Genomic DNA, 20,051 nt, shown 5'->3' with positions numbered 1-20,051 from the left:
GCGTTGCCTCAATCCTCCGCCTTGCAGCTGCACGCACCCAGCCCCGCTCCTTCCTCCACCCCCCAATTGCCGGACCACCTAAACTCGGGGGCGTCGGCGCTGCACAACGCGGTGCCGCCGGCGTCCCCGCACCTGGCGTACGGCAACTGGAGTCCCACATGGCAGAGCGCAAGCCGATCTCGTCCTGGCTCACCGACATGGACGGAGTCCTCATCCACGAGGGCACCCCGATCCCCGGTGCCGACGCCTTCATCAAGCGGCTGCGTGACTCGGGGCTGCCCTTCCTGGTCCTGACCAACAACTCGATCTACACCGCCCGCGACCTGCATGCCCGGCTCCAGCGCATGGGCCTGGACGTGCCCGTCGAGAACATCTGGACCTCCGCGCTCGCCACCGCCCAGTTCCTGGACGACCAGCGCCCCGGCGGCACGGCGTACGTCATCGGCGAGGCGGGTCTCACCACCGCGCTGCACGACATCGGCTACGTCCTCACCGACCACGACCCCGACTACGTGGTCCTCGGCGAGACGCGTACGTACTCCTTCGAGGCGCTCACCAAGGCGATCCGGCTGATCAACGCCGGGGCCCGGTTCATCTGCACCAACCCCGACGAGACCGGCCCGTCCGCCGAGGGCCCGCTGCCCGCGACCGGCTCCGTCGCCGCGCTGATCACCAAGGCGACCGGCAAGGCCCCGTACTTCGCGGGCAAGCCGAACCCGCTGATGATGCGCACCGGGCTCAACGCGATCGGCGCGCACTCCGAGTCCAGCGCCATGATCGGCGACCGGATGGACACCGACGTGCTGGCCGGCCTGGAGGCGGGCATGCAGACCTTCCTGGTGCTCACCGGGCTGACCACGGTCGCGGACATCGACAAGTACCCGTTCCGCCCGTCCACGGTCGTCGACTCCATCGCGGACCTGGTCGACCTCGTCGACCTGGGCTGACAAGGGATTACGCGGGGGAGCGGGCCCGTACGGCGCCCGCTCCCCCCACTCCACCGGCCCAGCGCCCCCGCGCTGCGGATGCGAAAAGCCCCGGCGCGCGTGAACCTGCCATCAGGAGGTTCACGATGCGTTCCATACCCCTCACGTTCTGTGCCGCCGCACTGGCCGCGGCGACCCTGGTGCCGATCCCCGCGGCACTGGCCGAATCCGGCTCCGGCCACGAGGACTCACGGTCCCGCGCCACCCTGTCGGTCTCCCCCTCGTCCGTCGCCCCCGGCCGTGAGGTCGACCTGGAGCTGTCCGGCTGCAAGGCCAAGGAGGCCAAGGGGAACTCCGACGCCTTCGTCTCCGAGGTGCGCTTCTCGGCGGGCAACGACCGCGCACTGTTCGCCGAGGCGAGCATCCGCTCGGACGCCGAGCCCGGTGACTACGACGTCGAGGCGGTCTGCAAGGACGGCAAGCACACCAAGGCGACCGCCACCGTCACCGTCGTCCACCGCGAGCGACCCATGCCCGTCGCCCCGGTCCACGCGGGCGGCGGCGGCACCGCCGTGCTCGCGAGCGAGACCGCCGAGCAGGACGGCCCCGGCACCACCCACGAGGTGATCGGCCTCGGCCTGGCCGCAGTCGCGGCGGTCGCCGTCGCCTACCGCAGCGTGCGCCGTCGCCGCCCGGCGGCCGACTGACATGTCTGCATCGGAGGACTCGGCGGGTCACGGCAGGCTGCTCACCGGAGTGGCCTGGGCCGTGATCCTGCTGGGCCTGTGGCTGTGGGGCCACGGCATCACCGACGGCTCGGGCATCGGCTCGGCCCCGACCACCGGCGACGTCGCCGCGGTCGGGCGCCCGCTCGGCGTCCCGCTGCCCCCGGCGCACGCGCCGATCAAGGGCGTGACTCCGAGAAGCGTCGAGATCCCCTCGCTCGGCGTCCGGGCCCCCGTCGTCCCCCGGGGCCTGGACGCCGAGGGCGCCATCGAGCCGCCGTCCTTCGACACGCCCCGGACGGTCGGCTGGTACGGCAGCGGCACCCGGCCCGGCGCCGAGGGCCCGGCCCTCTTCGTCGGCCACGTCGACACCGAGACCAAACCGGCCGTCTTCTACGGGCTCAGCGCGGCCCGCCCCGGCGCGAAGGTCGACGTCACCCGCACCGACGGCACGGTCGCCGAGTTCACCATCGACGACGTCCAGGTCCTCACCCGCGCCCGGTTCGACGCCCACAAGGCGTACGGGCCCCGCAAGGACGGCCGGGCGGAGCTGCGGCTGATCACCTGCGGCGGCACGTACGACCGCGAGTCGCACTCGTACACCGCGAACGTGGTCGTCTCGGCCTACCTCACCGCCGAGAAGCCCGCGGCCAAAGCCGCCTGAGTCGGTCCCCGCCGGTACCCGGCCCGGCCGCCGCCCGTTCCCCGGGTGGCGGCCGGGCCGGTCCTCGACCGCGGTGCGCGGGCCGCGGGAGTGGCCCGGCGCGGACACGGGAGGTCTGCGGACCCGGAATGCCTGGGGCGTCCGGTCCGCCGCCCGCCCCACTGTAGGGGGACACGCCCGGCCCGCCCACCGGACTTCTGACGTTACGTCGATAACCAGTCACCCTCCGCACGCGGCGAAGCGCTTGCGGAGTCGCATCCGGGAACGACCAAGGCCCCCTCGCGCGAAGCGAGGGGGCCTTGGCTGTGCGTGCGCCGCCAGGGACTCGAACCCCGGACCCGCTGATTAAGAGTCAGCTGCTCTAACCAACTGAGCTAGCGGCGCCTGCTGACCTGGAGAACTCTACCCGATCCCGAGTGGTGCTCCCGACCGATGTGCCGCCCTCCCGGCCTGTCGGATGGTCGTTTTTTCCCTTCCATCCGTCAAACTGCGGTATGTCACGACTGTAGCCACACCGACGCCCGAGCAGATGCGCCCGAAGATCCTGACGACTGCGGAGGGGAATCGCATGACTGTGCCGGCCTTCGAGGAGTACGTACCCGCCGGCGACTGCCCCTGTCCGGGCTGCGCCGACCGGCGGCGGACCGCCGCCGGGGGACTGCCCGTGCGGTACGGGGGACACCCGGCCGCGCACGGCGCGCGGCGCGCGATGGTGCTGGTCACCGCCGCGGGGGTGGTGCTCGGCGGCGGGGTCGCGGAGTCCGCCGGGGCCCCGGCCGACCCCGCCCCGGTGCCCGGGACGGGGTTGCCGAACGACATCAACCCGTTCCCGGACAGCCCCCAGGGCGTCCCCGGACCACTGCGCGGGTCCGGCGCGGCGGGGCCGCCGGCGGCCCAGTCCGCGGCGTCGGCGCCACGGGCGACGACCCGGGCCGACATCATCGACCGCGCCAGGAAGTGGGTCACCGCGCAGGTCCCGTACAGCATGACGAAGTACTGGTCGGACGGGTACCGGCAGGACTGCTCCGGCTATGTCTCGATGGCCTGGAACCTGCCGGGCAACGAGTGGACCGGCAGCCTCGCCGCGTACGGCACCCGCATCGCCCGCGAGGACCTCCAGCCCGGCGACATCCTGCTCTTCCACAACCTCGCCGACCCCGGGAACGGCTCCCACGTCACGATCTTCGGCGGCTGGACCGACTCCACGCACACCCGCTACACGGCGTACGAGCAGACCAAGCCGCACACCCGCAAGCAGACGACGCCCATGGCGTACTGGACCAACTCCGCGAGCTATGTCGCCTACCGCTACAAGGGCCTGAGCACGGGGAAGTCCGGCAGTGAGGCCACCACGGAGCCGTTCCCCGGCACCGCGGAGTTCGGCCCCCGCGCCGACAACGCCTTCGTCACCCGGCTGGGCACGATGCTCGTCGCGCGGGGCGGGAAGCGCTTCTACAGGATCGGCCCCGATCCGGTCTGGACCGGCGCCGACCGCAGGGCCACCCAGGCGTTCCAGCGGGCCCAGGGATGGAAGGGCGCCGAGGCCGACGGCATCCCCGGCCCCGACACCTGGGAACTCCTGGTGACCGGAACCGGCCACGACATCCCCGCCGCGCGCGGGCAGAGCGGCTCCAAGGCGGTTCCGGCCTTCCCCGGACGGGGCTATTTCCGGCCGGGTCGGTCCAACAGCCATATCGACGAGCTCGGAAAACAGTTGGTGAGGAAGGGATACGGCGCGCACTACCGGTCGGGCCCCGACCCCCGGTGGACCGAGGCGGACCGGCGCAATGTCGAGGCCTTCCAGAGGGCCCAGGGCTGGCGGGGCAAGGAGGCCGACGGCTATCCGGGGCCGGACACCTGGCGGCGACTCTTCGCGTGACACGACGGACATGACGGAGGCGGTAATGCGATCCACGATGGACAGCTCCGGGAACCCGGAGCACGGCGGGGAGACGGAGTACGGGACGGTCCCGGTACGGGAATGGGTCGGCCCGGGCGGAGCGGGCAGCGTCACGGACGCGTGGGCCGCGGACGCGACGGGTGACGGTGCGGCGGACGAGCCGCCGGCGGGCCCCGTCGCCGAGGGACTGCCGGTGCGGGGCGCAACCCCGGCCGCACCCCGTGCCCCGGAGCCGCCTCCTCTCTTCGGACCGGTGTCGGTGTCGGTGCCCTCGGACGATGAGGTGGTGGTCCAGGTCGCGGGGGAGGCGCCGCCCGTTTCGGACTGCGGTGGGGACGCCGGTGGGGACGCCGGTCCCGATTCCGTCGTCGATCTGGTGCTCGATCTTGTGCCGGGCGACGACGACCGGACGGCCCCGCTCGGTGCCACCTCGGCTTCCGTGTCGGTGCCGGCGGGGGCGGAGGAGCCTGCGGACGCGGTGCCGGAGGACGCGGTGCCGGAGCACGCGGTGCCGGAGGACGTGCGCCCCGCGGAAGCGCCCGCGCCGGAGCCCGTGAAGGAGCCCGTGAAGGAGCCCGCACCCGTCGCAGATGCCTTCCGGCCCGAGCCGGTCCTCGCCCTCAACGGTGCCCGTGTCCCCGGTCCCGACCCGCTCCGCGACAGCGGCCGCCACCAGGCCGTCATCGCCAACGAGCGCACCGCCTCCATCCCCGTGCACCTCCTCTTCCGCGAGGACCGCACCGATGCCGCCACCGTGCCGGCCACCGTCGTACGGCCGGGCGGCGGCGAGCCCGGGGCAGGCGTGCGGCGGCCGCCCGTGCCGAGGAGCCCGCAGGTGCGGCCCTCGACGCGGCCCGCTCCGGACGCCGATCCCCGGCTGCACGAGCGGCCGGGCCCCGCGCTGCCCGGCTGGGCCGCGCTGCTCACCGGCGTCGGCGGGACCGCGGCGGCGGCCTGGGTGCTGTGGTGGACCGGTGTGGTGCCGGCCGCCGTGCTCGCCCGCTTCGGGCTCGGCCCGCGACCGTACGACGGACTCCCCACCGGCGCCTGGGCGGCGCTCGTGTTCCTGGCGGCCGTCGTGCTGTTCGCGCTCGGCGGGCTGACCCGGGGCCGGGTCGGCCACGCCTGGGTGCTCACGCTGTTCGGCCAGTACCGGGGGAGCGTGCGGCGGACCGGGCTGATGTGGATCAGCCCGCTGCTGCTGCGCCGCCGCATCGACGTACGCCTGCGGCACTGGCGCAGCGAGCCGCTGCCCGCGGTGGACGCGAACGGCACGGCGCTGCGGGTCGTCGTCCAGGTGGTGTGGCGGGTCAAGGACACCGTGCGGGCGGCGCTGGGGATCGAGGAGCACGAGACGTATCTGCGCGAGCAGGTGGAGGCCGCGATGGCGCGGGTCCTCTCCCAGCTGCCCGCCGACGCCTTCCACGAGGACGCGCACACCCTGCGCAACGCGGAGGCGGTCGGCGACGCGCTGACGCGGATGCTGAAGGCGGACTGCGAGCCCGTCGGCGTCGAGGTGTACTCGGCGCAGCCGACCGGGATCGAGTACGCGCCGGAGGTGGCGGCGGCCATGCAGCGGCGGCGGATCGCGGCGATCGACGCCCAGCACCGGGACAGCGTCCTCACCTCGGTCGTGGACGCGGTGGACGACACCGTCAGCCGGCTGACCGAACGGGGCCTCGTGGAGCTCGACGACTACGAACGCAAGTCGCTGGTCAAGGACTTGACGGTGGCCTTCTACACCGGGCGGGCCGGGGGCGACGGCGCCTGAGGACGCGCGGGGGAGGTTCCGGGGCAACCGGAATCCCGCGCTCATTGGTCTGGACATGGTCAAGGCGCGGCAATAATCTAAGCCTTGGTCTAGACCGCAGGACGCGCGTACGCAGCAGTGCTCATGGAATCCCCCCTCCCCCCACGCATCCGAGGAGCAACATCACATGCGTATGAAGGCAAGTGCGGCCCTGGTCGGTCTCGCCGTAGCGGGCGTCTCGATGTTCGCGACCAGCAGCGCCAGCAGTCACGGCTACACGGACAACCCGATCAGCCGTCAGAAGCTGTGTGCCAACGGCACGGTGACCGGCTGCGGCAACATCCAGTGGGAGCCGCAGAGCGTCGAGGGCCCCAAGGGCTTCCCGGCGGCGGGTCCGGCCGACGGGAAGATCTGCTCCGCCGGTCACGGCGAGTTCGCGCAGCTCGACGACCCGCGCGGCGGCAACTGGCCCGCCACCAAGGTGACGGCCGGTCAGGGCTTCAGCTTCCGCTGGCAGTTCACCGCCCGCCACGCCACGTCGGACTTCCGCTACTACATCACCAAGGACGGCTGGGACCCCACCAAGCCGCTCACCCGGGCCGACCTGGAGCCGCAGCCCTTCATGACGGTGCCGTACGGCGGCAAGCAGCCCCCGGCGACGCTGACCCAGCAGGGCACCATCCCCACCCAGAAGTCCGGGAAGCACATCATCCTGAGCGTCTGGAACGTCGCGGACACCGCCAACGCGTTCTACTCGTGCTCGGACGTCCAGTTCTGACGCCGCCGGAGTGACCGTGCCGCGTAGGTGACGTGCTGCCGGCGGGCAGCACGGCGAGCCCCGGGGAGTCCAAGGCTCCCCGGGGCTCGCCGTGCCGGTGGGCAGGGCCACGGTCAGACCTGCGCCGGGACCGGAGCGGCCGGTGCCTCGACGGCGGGCTCCTCGGCGGCGGCCGGCCGGGTCGCCCGGCGCAGCAGGGTCGCCGCCAGGACCGCACCGGTCAGCAGGATCAGGGACCCGGTCACCGAGGCGTAGTGCATGCTGTGCACGAAGGCGTCCCGGCCGGTCGCGATCAGTGAGTCGTCGCCCGTGGTCAGCGCGCCCGGCAGGGTCTTGCGGGCGGCCTCGGGGGCGGCGGCGGGCATGTCCGCCCGGTAGACCGCGGTGGCGACGGCGCCCAGCAGGGCCATGCCCAGCGCACCGCCGAACTCCTGCCCGGTCTCCAGGAGCGAGGCGGCCGAGCCGGCCTTCTCCGCCGGGCTGACGGCCATCGCCATGTCCGATACGAGCGCCATCACCGCGACGATGCCGCTGCTCATCACCGCCGAGCCGATCAGCAGCAGGACCAGCGAGTCGGTCCCGGCCAGCGTGAAGACCCCGAAGCCGGCCGCCCCGATGACGAACCCGCCGCAGACCACGTACGCCCGCTGGGTCCGCTGGGCGAGCGCGGTCGCCGTGGGCGCCGCCGCGCCGACCGCCAGGGACGGGGCCAGGCTCCACAGCGCGGCCTCCATCGTGCTCATGCCGAGCACCGACTGCAGGTACTGGGTGGTGAAGAAGGCCGAGCCCATCATCGCGAAGGCGGCCAGCGCGTTCAGCCCGATCCCGACGCCGAAGCCGCGGCCCCGGAACAGCTCCCGGCTGATCATCGCGTCGGAGCGGGTGCGCTGCCGGCGGACGAAGACCCAGCCGATGACCAGCCCGGCGGCGATGACCAGGGCCCGCTCGGCGTCGAGCCCGTGGGCGGCGCTCTCCTTGATGCCGTAGACCACCGGCAGGACCGTACCCATGGACAGCGGAACGCTTCCGAAGTCGAAGCGGCCGGGGTTCGGGTCCTTGAACTCCGGGACCAGCAGCGGCACGAGGACCAGCAGCAGGAGCATCGCGGGCACGTTGATCAGGAAGACCGAGCCCCACCAGAAGTGCTCCAGCATCACCCCGCTGAGCACCGAACCGAGCGCGACCCCGCCCGCCATGGCGCCCGACCAGATGCCGATGGCCTTCGCGCGCTGCTGCTCGTCGCGGAACATGTTGCGCACGAGCCCGATGGTGGACGGCATCAGCGTCGCCCCGCCGATCCCGAGGACCGCCCGGGCCGCGATGAGCATCTCCGGGCTGTTCGCGTACGCGGCGCAGACCGAGGCGGCGCCGAAGGCGAGGGCCCCGATCAGCAGCAGCTTCCGGCGGCCGATGCGGTCACCCAGCGAGCCCATCGTGATGAGGAGGCCGGCCAGGGCGAAGGCGTACACGTCGAAGATCCACAGCTGCTGGGTGGCGCTGGGGGCGAGGTCCCGGTCGATGGACGGGATCGCGAAGAAGAGGACGGAGACGTCCATCGAGACGAGCAGGAGAGGGAGGAGCAGGACCAGGAAGGCGGTCCACTCCCGACGGCCGGCGAGTGCGCCGGGGGCGGCGGTGGTGCTCGTGGGGTTCGTCATGCCAAGGAATATACGACTGTGTAAAACAGCTGTCTAGTACGTCTGTGTAAAACGTTCGTACATGACCGCGGGCAACGCAAAACGCACGAGGCGGTCTCCGTGGATACGGAGACCGCCTCGTGCGTCGTCTGTGCGCCGCCAGGGACTCGAACCCCGGACCCGCTGATTAAGAGTCAGCTGCTCTAACCAACTGAGCTAGCGGCGCCTGCTGACGTGAAAATAATACCCGGTCCGGAGGGGTGCTGGTGACAGACCTGTCCCGGGCACTCCGGGGCTGCTCCTACAGCGCCAGCGACAGGAGCACCGGGGCCGCGCGCCGGTTCAGCGTGTCCGCCGCGGCCCGCAGCCGGTGCGCGTCCTCCACCGGCATCGACAGGGCCAGGCAGCCCGCCGCCGAACCGGCGGTCAGCGGCACCGCCGCGCACACCGTGCCGACCGCGTACTCCTGCAGGTCCAGCACCGGCACCGTGGCCGGCTGGCTGTCCAGCTTGGAGAAGAGGACCTTCTCGCTGGTGATCGTCCGCGAGGTCAGCCGGGCCGTCCTGTGCCGCGAGATGTGGTCGCGCCGGCCGTTCTGGTCGAGCTGGGTCAGCAGGCACTTGCCGATCGCCGAGGCGTGCGCCGCCGAGCGGAAGTCCACCCACTCGTTGACCGCGGGGGTGAGCGGGCTGTCGGCGTACTGCGTGACGCGGATCTCGCCGTCCACGTACCGGCTGATGTAGACCGCCGCGCCGACCGAGTCGCGCAGCTGGGCCAGGGTCTGCTGGAGCTTGGACTCCAGGGCCTGCCGGCGGGCCGCGCCCGAGCCGAGCAGCAGCAGCGAGGCGCCGATGACGTACGCCCCGTCGGTGATCTGCTCGACGTACCCCTCGCGGCGCAGCGTCAGCAGCAGCGGCGATAGGTGGCCGACGGGCAGGCCCGTCTCCCGGGAGATCTGGGTGTCCGTGACCCCGCTGCCGTGCTTGGAGACCGTCTCGAGAACGCGAAGGGCGTACTGCACCGAGTGGAACGACGCGGTCGGTTCGGGCTTCAACGCCACGGCTTCCCCCTACCAGTTGGGACCGGAGGCCGGCTTGTGACCGGAGGCTTCGCCACCACGATAGCCGTCGGGGGCCTGTTCAGGGGGCGGTGCGGCGGACTCGTGGGTGCGCCCCGGCGCTGTCAGCAGGGGCGCACCCGTCCGGCATATGCCAGCGTCATGCGCGGGCGACGGATGCCGAGGTCACAGCACCGCGTTGAGGAATTCGCGCGTGCGTTCGTGCGAGGGATCGGAGAAGATTTTTTCCGGCGAACCGGACTCCACGACCCGCCCGGCGTCGAACATCAGCACCTTCTCCGAGACGTCACGGGCGAAGTTCATCTCGTGCGTCACGCAGAGCATCGTGATGTCGGTGTTCCTGGCGATGTCGCTGAGCAGCTCCAGCACCCCCGCCACCAGCTCCGGGTCCAGCGCGGACGTCACCTCGTCCAGGAGCAGGATCTCCGGCTCCATCGCCAGCGCACGGGCGATCGCGACCCGCTGCTGCTGGCCGCCGGAGAGCTGCGAGGGGTGCGCGTCGACCTTGCCGGACAGGCCGACCAGGTCCAGCAGCTCCCGGGCCCGGGCCTCCGCCTTGTCCCGGTCCATGCCGAGGACGTTGACGGGCGCCTCGGTGATGTTCTGGAGCACCTTCATGTTGGGGAAGAGGTTGAACTGCTGGAAGACCATGCCGATCTTCCGGCGGGCCGCCCGCAGGTGCTTCTCGGACGCCGGCTTCAGCGAGCCGTCGGGCGCCCGGATGTGCGTCAGCGGCTCGCCGTTGATCCGGATCACGCCGTCGCTGACCCGCTCCAGCGTCATCAGGAGGCGCAGGATCGTCGTCTTGCCCGAGCCGCTGGGCCCGATCAGGGTGACGTGCTCGCCGCGCTCGACCGTGAAGTCCAGCTCGTCGAGGACCGTGTGGTCGCCGTAGCGCTTGACGACCTTGTCGAAGCGGACGAGCGGGTGCCCGCCGTCCTTGGACGCGTCGACGGGCACGACGGGCTCGGAGGCCGTGGCCGCGTTCTTCTGCAGGGGGAGGGGCTCAGTGGCCAAGGCGCTTCTCCAGCTTCCTCATCAGGAGTGACGTGGGGTAGCTCGCGACCAGGAAGATCAGGCCGGCGAGCGTGAACACCTCCGTGAACACGAAGTGCTTGGTGCCGTAGTCGCGTGCCTCGAAGACCATCTCGTGCACGGTGATCACGGCGAGGTACGGCGTCTCCTTGAACATCGAGATCGCGTAGTTGCCCAGCGCCGGCACCACGTTGCGCACGGCCTGCGGAAGGATCACCGCCTGCCAGGTCCGCCGGGGCGTCAGCGACAGCGCCCGGCACGCCTCCCACTGCCCCTTCGGCACGGCGTCGATCCCGGCGCGGTACACCTCGGAGGTGTACGTGGCGTAGTGGACGCCCAGTACCACGATGCCGATCGTCAGCGGCTCCACCGACGTGAACAGTGCGGCGGCGCCCACCAGTTGCACGATCAGCGGGGTGGAGCGGATGAACTCCATCACCGCCTTCACCGGCACGGTCACCAGCCGGGACGGGGCCCGCCCGGCGACCGCGATGGCCAGCCCGAGCACCGCGGCGACCAGGGTGCCGAGCACCGTGGCCAGCAGGGTCGTCCAGAACCCGTCGAGGAGCAGGGGGAACGCGTCACCGACGGCGCCCCAGTCGAAGTCGCTGTTCACCTGGCACCTCCGGCCTGGGCGGCGGACACGGCGCTACGGGACTTCAGCAGGCTCTTGCCGCCCGCGGCGAGGCCGAGCCGCCGCTTGGCGGACCGCTCCAGCAGGTTCATGAGCAGGGTGAGCGCGTAGGCCAGGACGAAGTAGCAGACCAGCAGCGTCGCGTACGCCGTGAGGGTCTCACCCGTACGGGTGCGGAGCTTCTCGATGGCGGTCATGAGGTCCGCCGCCGAGATCAGCCACAGCAGTGGGGTCGCCTTCAGCAGCTGGATCAGCAGGTTGGTGAACGACGGGATCATCTGCACCCACGCCTGCGGCAGGATCACCTTGCGCATCCGGTGCAGCGGCGACATGTTCAGCGCCAGCGCCGCCTCGTACTGCCCGCGCGGTACGGAGTTGACCGCGCCGCGCACCACTTCGGCGCCGTACGCGCCGTAGTTGAGGCCGAACGCGAGCACCCCGCAGACGACCGGCGTCAGTTCGTACCCGGTCAGCTGCGGCATCGCGTAGTACAGCCAGAACAGCTGCACGTACAGCGAGGTGCCGCGGAAGAACTCCACCACCACGCGGGAGACCCCGCGCGACAGCATGAGCCGGCTGAGCGACATCAGGCCCAGGACGAACGACAGGAGCAGCGCCGCCAGGGCGCCGAACACCGTGGCCTGCAGGGTCACCCACAGGCCGGACCGCAGTTGCGGCAGATCGTCGGCGAAGGCCGAGAAGAAATCATTCATGCGGTGGGTACCGTCCCTGTCAGCCCTTGCACAGATCGGCCGTCTTCAAGGTGGCCGGCGGCAGCTCGGTCGCCCCGAAGCCGTAGTCGCGCAGGAGCTCCACGTAGCGGGACTTGTCGGCGGTGATCTTCTTCAGCTCGCGGTTGAAGGCGTCGCGCAGTTCCTCGTTGCCCTTGCGGAAGACCGCGCCGCCGGGGCTGTACTGCTTCTCGCCGTCCAGCTCGGGCAGGAACGCCTCGGTGACCTCGGTGCCCTCGTTGGTCTTGGCGAGCCAGCGCAGCGAGATCCCGGTCAGCAGGAACGCGTCGACCCGGCCGCCCTTGACCGCGTCCGCCCCGTCCTGCGGCTTCTGGAGCGTCTTGATCTTGCCCTCGGGTATGCCGGCGCCCTTGGCGTACGAGCCCTCGACCGCGCCCGCCATCACCCCGATGGTGATGCCGGCGGCCTTCGCGGACGCGAGGTCGGTGACCTTCTTCGGGTTGCCCTTCTTCACCATCATCGCGGTCGGCGAGATGAACTCCGGCTCGGAGAAGAGGGCGTTGGCGCAGCGCTCCGGGGTGATCGCCATGCCGGCGCTGACCACGTCGTACTTGCCGGCCTGGAGGCCGGGGATCAGGCTGTCCCACTCGGAGAGGGTGGGCTTCAGCTCGTCGACACCCAGCGCCTTGAAGATCTCGCGGTGCAACGTGGGCGCCTCGCCCTTGAGTTCCTTGCCGTCCATGTAGCCGTACGGCGCCTCGTCGGCGTACGCGACCCGTACGAAACCCTGCTTGCGGAGCTTTTCGAGCGCGCCTTCGCCGTCGGCGGAGCCCTCGCCGGCCTTGCTGCACGCGGCGAGGAGGCCCGGGACGACGAGCAGACCGCCCACCGCTGCCGATCGGTTGAGGAATCCCCGGCGGGACAGGTTCGGGAAGTCAGCCATGGTTCGCAATCTCCTGAAGGGGTCGAACAGTCCGGACAGGCTTGGCGCCTGCCCGATCCCCTGCGTCTATTCAGGAAGAGCGCGCATGTAATCGAACGGTGGCCGGAGGGTGACCTTCCCGTGTCCGGTGGCAGGCCGGAAGGCGTCCTTTGTGCGGGATGTCCCGTACGCGGCTCCGTATCGCGACGGATGCCCGCACGGGCGCCGTTCATGCATGCCGGCCCCCGCCCGCTCGTCTCGAAGCGATATCCGGGGCGGATGGCGGAATACTGGAACAGGAGCGGGGAAACCGGTCAGTGCCGGCGTGATCGCGCGCGGCACAGACGCAGGCGCAGAGAAGCAGGCGCAGAGAAAGGGTGGACATGACGACCGTCGGATTCCTCTACCCGGGCCACTTCGCCGAGGACGACTACCCGCGCATGGAGATCCTCCTCGACAGCACCATCAGACTCGTCGTCCATCACACCGAGAGCCCGGACGCCGCCTACCGCGAGGACGCCCTGAGCGCCCTGGGCGCCCCCGGCCGGTTCGCCGCGGGCATCGAGGAGCTCCAGCGCTCCGGGGTCCAGTCCATCGTCTGGGCCTGCGACGGCGGGAGCTTCCTGTACGGGTGGCAGGGCGCCCACGACCAGGTCGCGGCCCTCGCCCGGGCGGCGGGCGTGCCCGCGTCCAGCACCTCCATCGGCTTCGTGCACGCGGCACGGAAGCTGGGCGCCGAGCGCGTCGCGGTCGCCGCGACCTACCCCGAGGCCGTCGCCGAGCGGTTCGCCGCGTTCCTGCGGGAGACCGGCATGGAGGTGACCGGCGTCCACGCGGCGGGCGTCACCGACGCCGCCGAGGCCGCCTCCTGGGACGCGGACCGGGTCCTCGAACTGGCCAGGGCCGCCGACCGCCCCGACGCGCAGGCCGTCCTGGTCCCCGACACGGCCCTGCACACCGTCTCCCACCTCCCCGAGCTGGAGGAGGCGCTCGGCAAGCCCGTCCTCACCGCGAACCAGGTGGCGGCCCGCGAGGCCCTGCGCCTGGCCGACCGCCCGGCCTGGGCGCCCCGGCTCGGCGCGCTCTTCGCCAACCGCGAGCAGCCGCCGGCCCCGGTGAGCCGGGGCAGCGGACGGGCGTACGCGCACGGGAAGAAGAGCTAGCAGGGGCACGCCCCGGAATAAACGGAGCCATCCTCCTGTTGGTGCTCTCGGACAGACCAGGCATGAAGCGCACCACCGGAGAGGCCAGGACGTGGACGAGATTCGAGGCGACGAGATCCAGGGCGAGGCGACCCGGGACGGCGGCGTCCAGGGCGGCGAGATCCGCGGCACGGCCCGGGGCACCGCCCCCGTGCCGCTCTCCGTGCTGGACCTGGTGACCGTCGGCCAGGGCGGCACGGCGAGCCAGGCCCTGCGCACCGGCGTGGAGATCGCCCAGCTCGCCGAGCGCCGCGGCTTCCACCGCTACTGGGTCGCCGAGCACCACTCGATGCCCGGCGTCGCCTCCTCGTCCCCGGCCGTGATCCTGGCCCACACCGCCGCCCACACCGAGCGCATCCGGCTCGGCTCGGGCGGCGTCATGCTGCCCAACCACGCCCCGCTCGTCATCGCCGAGCAGTTCGGCACCCTGGAGGCGATGGCCCCCGGCCGCGTCGACCTCGGCCTGGGCCGCGCCCCCGGCACGGACGGCGCCACGGCCGCAGCCCTGCGCCGGACGGACCGGCTGAACGAGGGCGCGGACGATTTCCCGCAGCAGTTGATGGAGCTCACCCGGTTCCTGGACGACGACTTCCCCGACGGGCACCCCTACGCCCGCATCCACGCGGTCCCCGGCCCCGTCCAGGCCACCGCCGAGGGCGGCGTCCAGTCCCCGGCGCGCCCGCCCATCTGGCTGCTCGGCTCCTCCGGCTTCAGCGCCCGGCTCGCCGGGGTCCTCGGGCTGCCGTTCGCCTTCGCGCACCACTTCTCGGCCCAGAACACCGTGCCGGCCCTTGAGCTGTACCGCGACTCCTTCAAGCCTTCCACGGTCCTGGACGCCCCCTACGCCCTGATCGGCGTCGCCGCGCTGGCCGCCGACGACGAGCGCGAGGCCCGGCGCCAGGTGCTGACCGGCGCCCTGTCGATGCTCCGGCTGCGCTCCGGGCGGCCCGGTCTCGTCCCGACGCCCGAGGAGGCGGAGGCGTACTCCTTCTCCCCGATGGAGCGCGAGTTCGTCGACAACTGGCTGGTCAACATCGTCCACGGCACCGCCGACGAGGTCCGCTCCGGCCTCGACGACCTGGCCAAGCGGACCGGCGCCGACGAGCTGATGATCACCGCCAACGCCCACGGCGGCGAGGCCCGGCTGCGCAGCTACGGCCTGATCGCCGACGCGTACGGCCTGCCGGGGGCGTGAGCGTTACGCCTCCGGGGCGCGGGTCCCGATGAGTTCGGCGATGCGCTCCGGGGCGACCGCCCGCGAGTAGAGCCAGCCCTGTCCGGTGTCGCAGCCGATCCGGCGCAGCCGCTCCGCCTGGCCGGCCGTCTCCACGCACTCCGCGGTGACGGTCAGGCCCAGCCGGTGCGCCAGTGCGACCATGGCCTCGACGATCGTCTCGTCGGCGGGGCTGGGATGCGCGCCGTCCTCGTACCGGAAACCGCGCACGAACGCGCCGTCCAGCTTGAGGACGGACACCGGCAGGCGGCTCAGGTAGGCGAGGTTCGAGTAGCCGGTGCCGAAGTCGTCGATGGCGATGCGGACGCCCATGTCGCTGAGCGTCTGAAGGGCCCGCAGAGGCCGGCCCGCCGAGCCCATCACCGCGGACTCGGTCAGCTCCAGCTGCAGCAGCGCCGGGTCCAGCCCGGTCTCCGCCAGGATCTCCGCGACATCGGTGACCAGGTCGGAGTCCCAGACCTGGCGCACCGCGACGTTGACGCTGATGAACAGCGGCGGCTTCGCCGGGTGGTCGAGCTGCCAGCGCCTGGCCTGCCGGCAGGCCGAGCGCAGCACCCACCGGCCGAGCTGCACGATCGAGCCGTCCTCCTCGGCGATCGCGACGAACCGATTCGGCGAGAGCACGCCGAACTGCGGGTGGTTCCAGCGCACCAGCGCCTCGACCCCGCGCACCACGCCGTCCGCCATGCCGACCAGCGGCTGGTACTCGATGGTGAACTCGCCGCGCTCCACGGCCGGGCGGAGCGTCGACGACAGCGCCTGGCGGGTCATCCGGTGGGCGTTGCGCTCCGGGTCGAACAGGGTCCACCGGGCCTTGCCGTCGGCCTTCGCCCAGTACAGCGTGGTGTCGGCGGCCTGCATCAGACCGGTGGCGGTCGTCCCCGCGACGGGCCGCTCCACCACCCCGATCGACGCCGAGACCGAGAGCCGCTGCCCGGCCAGGTCGAAGGGCTGCTGGAGCGCCCCCAGCAGCGTGCGGGCCAGGTCGGTCAGCTGCTCGGTGCCGGTGGACTCCTCGACCAGGACCGCGAACTCGTCGCCGCCGAGCCGGGCCACCAGCGGGGCGCCGGCCGGGTAGGCGCCCTGCTGCTCGGCGCAGTCCGTCAGCCGCGCGGCGACCGCCGCGAGCAGCCGGTCGCCGATCCGGTGGCCCAGGGTGTCGTTGACCGCCTTGAAGCCGTCCAGGTCCAGGTAGCAGAGCCCGACGCGGGAGCCTTCGCCCTCCTGGTGGGGCTCGCCGTCCTGGCGGGTCTCCTGGTGGGGCGGGGTGCGGAGCGCCGCCGACAGCCGCTCGAAGAACAGCGTCCGGTTGGGCAGCCGGGTCACCGGGTCGTGCATCTGGAGGTGGCGCAGCCGGTTCTGCAGTTCGCGCCGGTCGCTGACGTCCGCGACGGACAGCAGCACCTGGCCCGGCGCGCCGCCGCCCTCCGCCTCCCGGCCGCCCGGCATCGGCACGACGGTGATCTCGGCCCACAGCGCGCGCCCGTCGGGGTGCTTGAGCGGGCGGGTGCAGCGGAAGCGGGAGCGCCGGCCGTGCAGGACCTCGCGGTACGCGTGCCAGTCGCGGGCGTCCGCCGCCAGGTCGACCAGGTCGGCGGCCGACTGCGCGGTGAGCGCCGCCGCGCCGGTGCCGGTCAGCGCGCCGAGCGCGTCGTTGGCGGTGACGATCAGGCCCTCGGGGTCGACGACGGCCATCGGCAGGGCGGCGGCCCGGAACGCGGACCGGTAGTCGTGCGCCGCGGTGGCGGACGAGCCGGACGGCCACTCGTCGTGACTCTCCGTCACTACGGGTCTCTGTGCAGAGGGTGTCGTGGGCCGCGGCCCTTCGGAGGTTGCGCTCACCGTTCGCTCCGCCCTGCAGTTCTGTCCCGGACACCTCTGGTCGGACTGGCCCGCCGCGTGGAGCGCCGTCGTGAGAGGCGGGGAACCGCGCAGGAAAGCGAGGTGAAGCATAGAGGGCGGCGCCCCGGCCGATCCAGCGCCCCGCCCCTCGGGCGCCCCGCGTGCGACCCGCACGGCCGATGCGGACACCGATCCGGTATGTCCCCAACTGATCGTTTCTGCGCGCCTCTGTTCTCTCACGTTGCGCGGGTGATCGATTGTGACTGTCTGTGAAGGTGCTGACAGGTGAGGCGGCCGACACGACTGGGGGAGTCCGACGTGACGAAACAGTCATAACCCCACAAGGTGGACACGGGAGGTTTCCAGGGTCCGCACCCCGTGCCGGAGTCGTCCGCGCCCGCGCCGGAGGTATCCGCTCCCCGTACCGGAGGTAGATGTGCCGCGTCAGCCCGGGCCCTCAGGGGTGGAGAGGCCGAGCCCGCGCGGGCTGGCGGCCGGGCTGATCTCGCTGGTGGCGCTCGTGGCCACCTCCCTCGTGGCCGGCCCCGCGGCCGCCGCCAACGGAGACGCGACCGCCTGCGCCCTGCCCCGCACCCCCGCCCACCACTCCCTCGGCGTCGACCGCTGGAACGGCGCCTACCCGCGCCCGGACCACGCCCTGGACGCGGTGATGGTCTTCCTCTCGTTCCCCGACGCCGAGCCGGCCATCACCCCCGCCGAACTCACCTCGGACTACTTCCCGGCCACCACCCGGTTCTTCCAGCGCGCCTCGTACGGCAAGTTCACCCTGCGCCCGCACCCCCAGCGGCAGTGGACCCGGATGCCCAAGCCCTCGACCTGGTACGGCATACAGCGCGACTGGGCCAGCGACCGGCGCAGCGCCTACCTGCGCGACGCGATCCGGGTGGCCGACGCCCAGGTCGACTTCTCGCGGTACGACATCGTCTACCTCGTCGCGGACCCGGACGCCCCCGGTGTCGACTCCGACGCCACCAAGGTCGTCAACTTCGACCGGCCCCTGCACGCCGACGGTACGGACATCAGGCGCGTCGTCACCGTCTTCGAGCAGCACCCGCCGGACCACAACGTGCTGGCCCACGAGACCGGACACGTCTTCGACCTGCCCGACCTCTACCACCGCCCCTCCGACGGCAAGGGCGACTGGGACACCTACGTCGGCGACTGGGACGTCATGGGCAGCCAGTTCGGGCTGGCACCGGACCTCTTCGGCTGGCACAAGTGGAAGCTGGGCTGGCTGGACGACCGGCAGGTGGTCTGCGTACAGAGCGACCGGGTCGTCACCCTCGAACCGATGGCCGACGTCCCCGTGCCCGGCGCCTCCCTCGGCACCCGGCTCGCCGTGATCAGGACCGGTGAGGGCGGCGCGGTGGCCGTCGAGGCGCGCGGCTCCACCGGCAACGACCGCTCGACCTGCGCCGAGGGCATCCTGCTCTACCGGGTGCGCAACGAGACCCCGTCCGGCGGTGGCCCGGTCGAGGTGCTCGACACGCATCCGGACAGCGACGCCTGCTGGGAGCGGTCGGTCTACCCGCCGCTCGCGGACGCGCCGCTGCGCGTCGGCGAGACGTACTCGGTGCCCGGCGCGCACGCCACGATCGAGGTCGCCGACCGGACGCCGTCGGGCGCGTACACGGTCCGCATCACCACGGGAACCTGACCGGGCCCTTCGCCGGACAACGAAGAAGCCCCCCGCTTCCGCGAGGGGCTTCTTCCGTCTGTGCGCCGCCAGGGACTCGAACCCCGGACCCGCTGATTAAGAGTCAGCTGCTCTAACCAACTGAGCTAGCGGCGCCTGCTGACGTCGTAGACCTTAGCACCCGGATCGGTGAGAGGAAAAATCGAAATCCGGGGCGTCGGAGCAGGCACCGACCGGGCCACCCGCACGCACGCCCACAGCAGTACGTCCGGGCCCGGAAGCCAGGGGGCACGCGTGTCCGGCGCCACCAGCCAGCGGGGCCCCGTATAGCTCTCCTGGCAGGTCAGGGGCGGGACCGTCACCGCGTCCCCGGTGCCGTGACAGAGCAGCGGGGGAACCTTCGTACCGCCGCCCTCCTGGCTCTGCGGGCCGCCTCCCCACTCCTCCCAGTCCAGCAGCGAGGGCAGCCGCTGGGCCGTGCCCGGGGAGGCGAAGAGCAGCATCCGGCCGCGGTGCGAGGCGACCGGCCCGGAGCCCGGTCCGTCGGCCCACAGGTGCTCCAGCATCCGGCGCCCGAACAGCGTGGGCACGTTCACCACGTCGAACGCCGTGCCGCACGGCAGGACACCGGGGGCCGTCGGCCGCGACTCCCACTGGGACAGGGCGCTGCGCGGGTACGCCGTGGCCCCGGCCAGCCAGGCGGCACCGGCCGCGGTCACCTGAGCAGTCTGGTTCCGCGCGGGCTCGCGCAGGGCGGCGAAGAGGTCCGCCTCGTGGCCGGCGGGGAGGCAGGGTCCGTCACCGTGGTGCAGGGTCGTTTCGTCGGGCAGCCATGCGGTCATGTGCACAGGTCTACCGTTGGTGATCAACCGGTTTCCGAGAGTTGCCGAAAAACGGGACACGATAACCGCGCGAGGAGTATGGTTCGCCCGGGCATATGCCGGTGGTGGTACCCGGGCGCCTACGACGACGGCGCGTTCAGCAGGGTGCGACCGAACTCGACCATCTTCTTCGCGTAGTCCTCGGTCCACTCCGCGCGCCGCGCGATGTCCGCGGTCGTGAGCCGGTCGAACCGGCGCGGATCGGCCAGCTGGGCCGCGGCCATCGCCTGGAACTCGACCGCGCGGTCGGTCGCGGCCCGGAAGGCCAGGGCCAGTTCCGTCGCCCGGCCCAGCAGCTCCTTCGGATCGTCCATCGACTCCAGGTCGAAGAAGTGCTCCGGGTCCGCGACGGCGGCCGCCGGCTCGAAGAGCAGGGACGCGGGGCGCAGCCGCCGCTGCTCGCCTTGCTCGGGTTGTGCCATGTGGTTCTTCCTCCTACGACAGGCCCTCGGGCGGCCCGGACGGCCACCCTCCATTGTCCGTTCGGCCGCAAG

Annotated in this window: 18 protein-coding genes and 3 tRNA genes; 9 read left to right on the top strand and 12 right to left on the bottom strand. The window is 72.1% G+C overall.

Features of this window, described 5'->3' with window-relative positions; genetic code table 11:
- Positions 1-158 precede the first annotated feature (158 nt).
- From OG242_RS10415 to OG242_RS10405, 3 genes are all read left to right on the top strand, one after another.
- Positions 159-947 (top strand): HAD-IIA family hydrolase, encoded by a 789-nt coding sequence (locus OG242_RS10415; protein ID WP_405897880.1) that lies wholly within the window; start codon positions 159-161, stop codon positions 945-947.
- 125 nt (positions 948-1,072) lie between these two features.
- Positions 1,073-1,633 (top strand): hypothetical protein, encoded by a 561-nt coding sequence (locus OG242_RS10410; protein WP_405897879.1) that lies wholly within the window; start codon positions 1,073-1,075, stop codon positions 1,631-1,633.
- A 1-nt stretch (position 1,634) separates the two neighbouring features.
- Positions 1,635-2,315 carry a class F sortase gene (locus OG242_RS10405; RefSeq protein WP_405897878.1) on the top strand — a complete coding sequence of 227 codons (681 nt, stop codon included), beginning with the start codon at positions 1,635-1,637 and terminating at the stop codon, positions 2,313-2,315.
- A 310-nt stretch (positions 2,316-2,625) separates the two neighbouring features.
- Here the strand turns inward: OG242_RS10405 and OG242_RS10400 are convergent.
- A tRNA-Lys gene (locus OG242_RS10400) sits at positions 2,626-2,699 on the bottom strand.
- Between the two features lie 184 nt (positions 2,700-2,883).
- Here OG242_RS10400 and OG242_RS10395 point away from each other — a divergent pair.
- The 3 genes from OG242_RS10395 to OG242_RS10385 all read left to right on the top strand — a co-directional run bounded on the left by OG242_RS10395 (position 2,884) and on the right by OG242_RS10385 (position 6,743).
- Entirely contained in the window at positions 2,884-4,194 is a 1,311-nt protein-coding gene (locus OG242_RS10395) for a peptidoglycan-binding protein (protein WP_405897877.1), read from the top strand.
- Between the two features lie 25 nt (positions 4,195-4,219).
- Complete coding sequence (locus OG242_RS10390) at positions 4,220-5,986, top strand: SPFH domain-containing protein (RefSeq protein WP_405897876.1); 1,767 nt, start codon at positions 4,220-4,222, stop codon at positions 5,984-5,986.
- A gap of 166 nt (positions 5,987-6,152) precedes the next feature.
- Positions 6,153-6,743: a lytic polysaccharide monooxygenase gene (locus OG242_RS10385; protein ID WP_405897875.1), complete on the top strand. Its 591-nt coding sequence runs from the start codon at positions 6,153-6,155 to the stop codon at positions 6,741-6,743.
- Between the two features lie 113 nt (positions 6,744-6,856).
- On the opposite strand, the gene OG242_RS10380 is transcribed toward OG242_RS10385, so the two are convergent.
- The 7 genes from OG242_RS10380 to ehuB all read right to left on the bottom strand — a co-directional run bounded on the left by OG242_RS10380 (position 6,857) and on the right by ehuB (position 12,762).
- Positions 6,857-8,401: an MFS transporter gene (locus tag OG242_RS10380; RefSeq protein ID WP_405897874.1), complete on the bottom strand. Its 1,545-nt coding sequence runs from the start codon at positions 8,399-8,401 to the stop codon at positions 6,857-6,859.
- Between the two features lie 131 nt (positions 8,402-8,532).
- Positions 8,533-8,606, bottom strand: a tRNA-Lys gene (locus tag OG242_RS10375).
- A 75-nt stretch (positions 8,607-8,681) separates the two neighbouring features.
- Complete coding sequence (locus OG242_RS10370; protein ID WP_405897873.1) at positions 8,682-9,440, bottom strand: IclR family transcriptional regulator; 759 nt, start codon at positions 9,438-9,440, stop codon at positions 8,682-8,684.
- Positions 9,441-9,623: 183 nt separating this feature from the next.
- Positions 9,624-10,475: an ectoine/hydroxyectoine ABC transporter ATP-binding protein EhuA gene (gene ehuA / locus OG242_RS10365; protein WP_405897872.1), complete on the bottom strand. Its 852-nt coding sequence runs from the start codon at positions 10,473-10,475 to the stop codon at positions 9,624-9,626.
- A complete protein-coding gene (gene ehuD, locus OG242_RS10360) occupies positions 10,465-11,109 on the bottom strand; it encodes an ectoine/hydroxyectoine ABC transporter permease subunit EhuD (RefSeq protein ID WP_405897871.1) in 645 nt (214 codons plus the stop codon). The genes ehuA and ehuD overlap by 11 nt, the downstream gene beginning before the upstream one ends.
- A complete protein-coding gene (gene ehuC, locus OG242_RS10355; RefSeq protein WP_405897870.1) occupies positions 11,106-11,840 on the bottom strand; it encodes an ectoine/hydroxyectoine ABC transporter permease subunit EhuC in 735 nt (244 codons plus the stop codon). Before ehuC ends, ehuD begins: the two co-directional genes overlap by 4 nt.
- A gap of 19 nt (positions 11,841-11,859) precedes the next feature.
- Positions 11,860-12,762, bottom strand: coding sequence for an ectoine/hydroxyectoine ABC transporter substrate-binding protein EhuB (gene ehuB / locus OG242_RS10350; RefSeq protein ID WP_405897869.1), 903 nt, complete (start codon positions 12,760-12,762; stop codon positions 11,860-11,862).
- Between the two features lie 362 nt (positions 12,763-13,124).
- Between ehuB and OG242_RS10345 the strand changes: the two genes are divergently transcribed.
- Together OG242_RS10345 and OG242_RS10340 are read left to right on the top strand one after the other, a co-directional pair.
- Positions 13,125-13,904 carry a decarboxylase gene (locus OG242_RS10345; protein WP_405897868.1) on the top strand — a complete coding sequence of 260 codons (780 nt, stop codon included), beginning with the start codon at positions 13,125-13,127 and terminating at the stop codon, positions 13,902-13,904.
- 91 nt (positions 13,905-13,995) lie between these two features.
- Positions 13,996-15,138 carry an LLM class flavin-dependent oxidoreductase gene (locus OG242_RS10340; protein WP_405897867.1) on the top strand — a complete coding sequence of 381 codons (1,143 nt, stop codon included), beginning with the start codon at positions 13,996-13,998 and terminating at the stop codon, positions 15,136-15,138.
- 3 nt (positions 15,139-15,141) lie between these two features.
- Here OG242_RS10340 and OG242_RS10335 read toward each other — a convergent pair whose 3' ends face one another.
- Complete coding sequence (locus OG242_RS10335; protein ID WP_405897866.1) at positions 15,142-17,019, bottom strand: putative bifunctional diguanylate cyclase/phosphodiesterase; 1,878 nt, start codon at positions 17,017-17,019, stop codon at positions 15,142-15,144.
- A gap of 436 nt (positions 17,020-17,455) precedes the next feature.
- On the opposite strand from OG242_RS10335, the gene OG242_RS10330 reads away from it, so the two are divergent.
- Entirely contained in the window at positions 17,456-18,697 is a 1,242-nt protein-coding gene (locus OG242_RS10330) for a M6 family metalloprotease domain-containing protein (protein ID WP_405897865.1), read from the top strand.
- Between the two features lie 61 nt (positions 18,698-18,758).
- On the opposite strand, the gene OG242_RS10325 is transcribed toward OG242_RS10330, so the two are convergent.
- The 3 genes from OG242_RS10325 to OG242_RS10315 all read right to left on the bottom strand — a co-directional run bounded on the left by OG242_RS10325 (position 18,759) and on the right by OG242_RS10315 (position 19,979).
- Positions 18,759-18,832 (bottom strand) — tRNA-Lys (locus tag OG242_RS10325).
- Positions 18,823-19,518, bottom strand: coding sequence for a bifunctional DNA primase/polymerase (locus tag OG242_RS10320; protein WP_405897864.1), 696 nt, complete (start codon positions 19,516-19,518; stop codon positions 18,823-18,825). Before OG242_RS10320 ends, OG242_RS10325 begins: the two co-directional genes overlap by 10 nt.
- 119 nt (positions 19,519-19,637) lie before the next feature.
- Positions 19,638-19,979, bottom strand: a complete 342-nt coding sequence (locus OG242_RS10315) for a hypothetical protein (RefSeq protein ID WP_405897863.1) — start codon at positions 19,977-19,979, stop codon at positions 19,638-19,640.
- Between the last annotated feature and the right edge of the window lie 72 nt (positions 19,980-20,051).

Source organism: Streptomyces sp. NBC_00727 (genome assembly GCF_045161745.1).
In the GTDB taxonomy this organism is placed as follows: Bacteria; Actinomycetota; Actinomycetes; order Streptomycetales; family Streptomycetaceae; genus Streptomyces.
The sequence above is the reverse complement of the archived record's forward strand: the minus strand, read 5'-3'. Positions and strand labels throughout refer to the sequence as shown.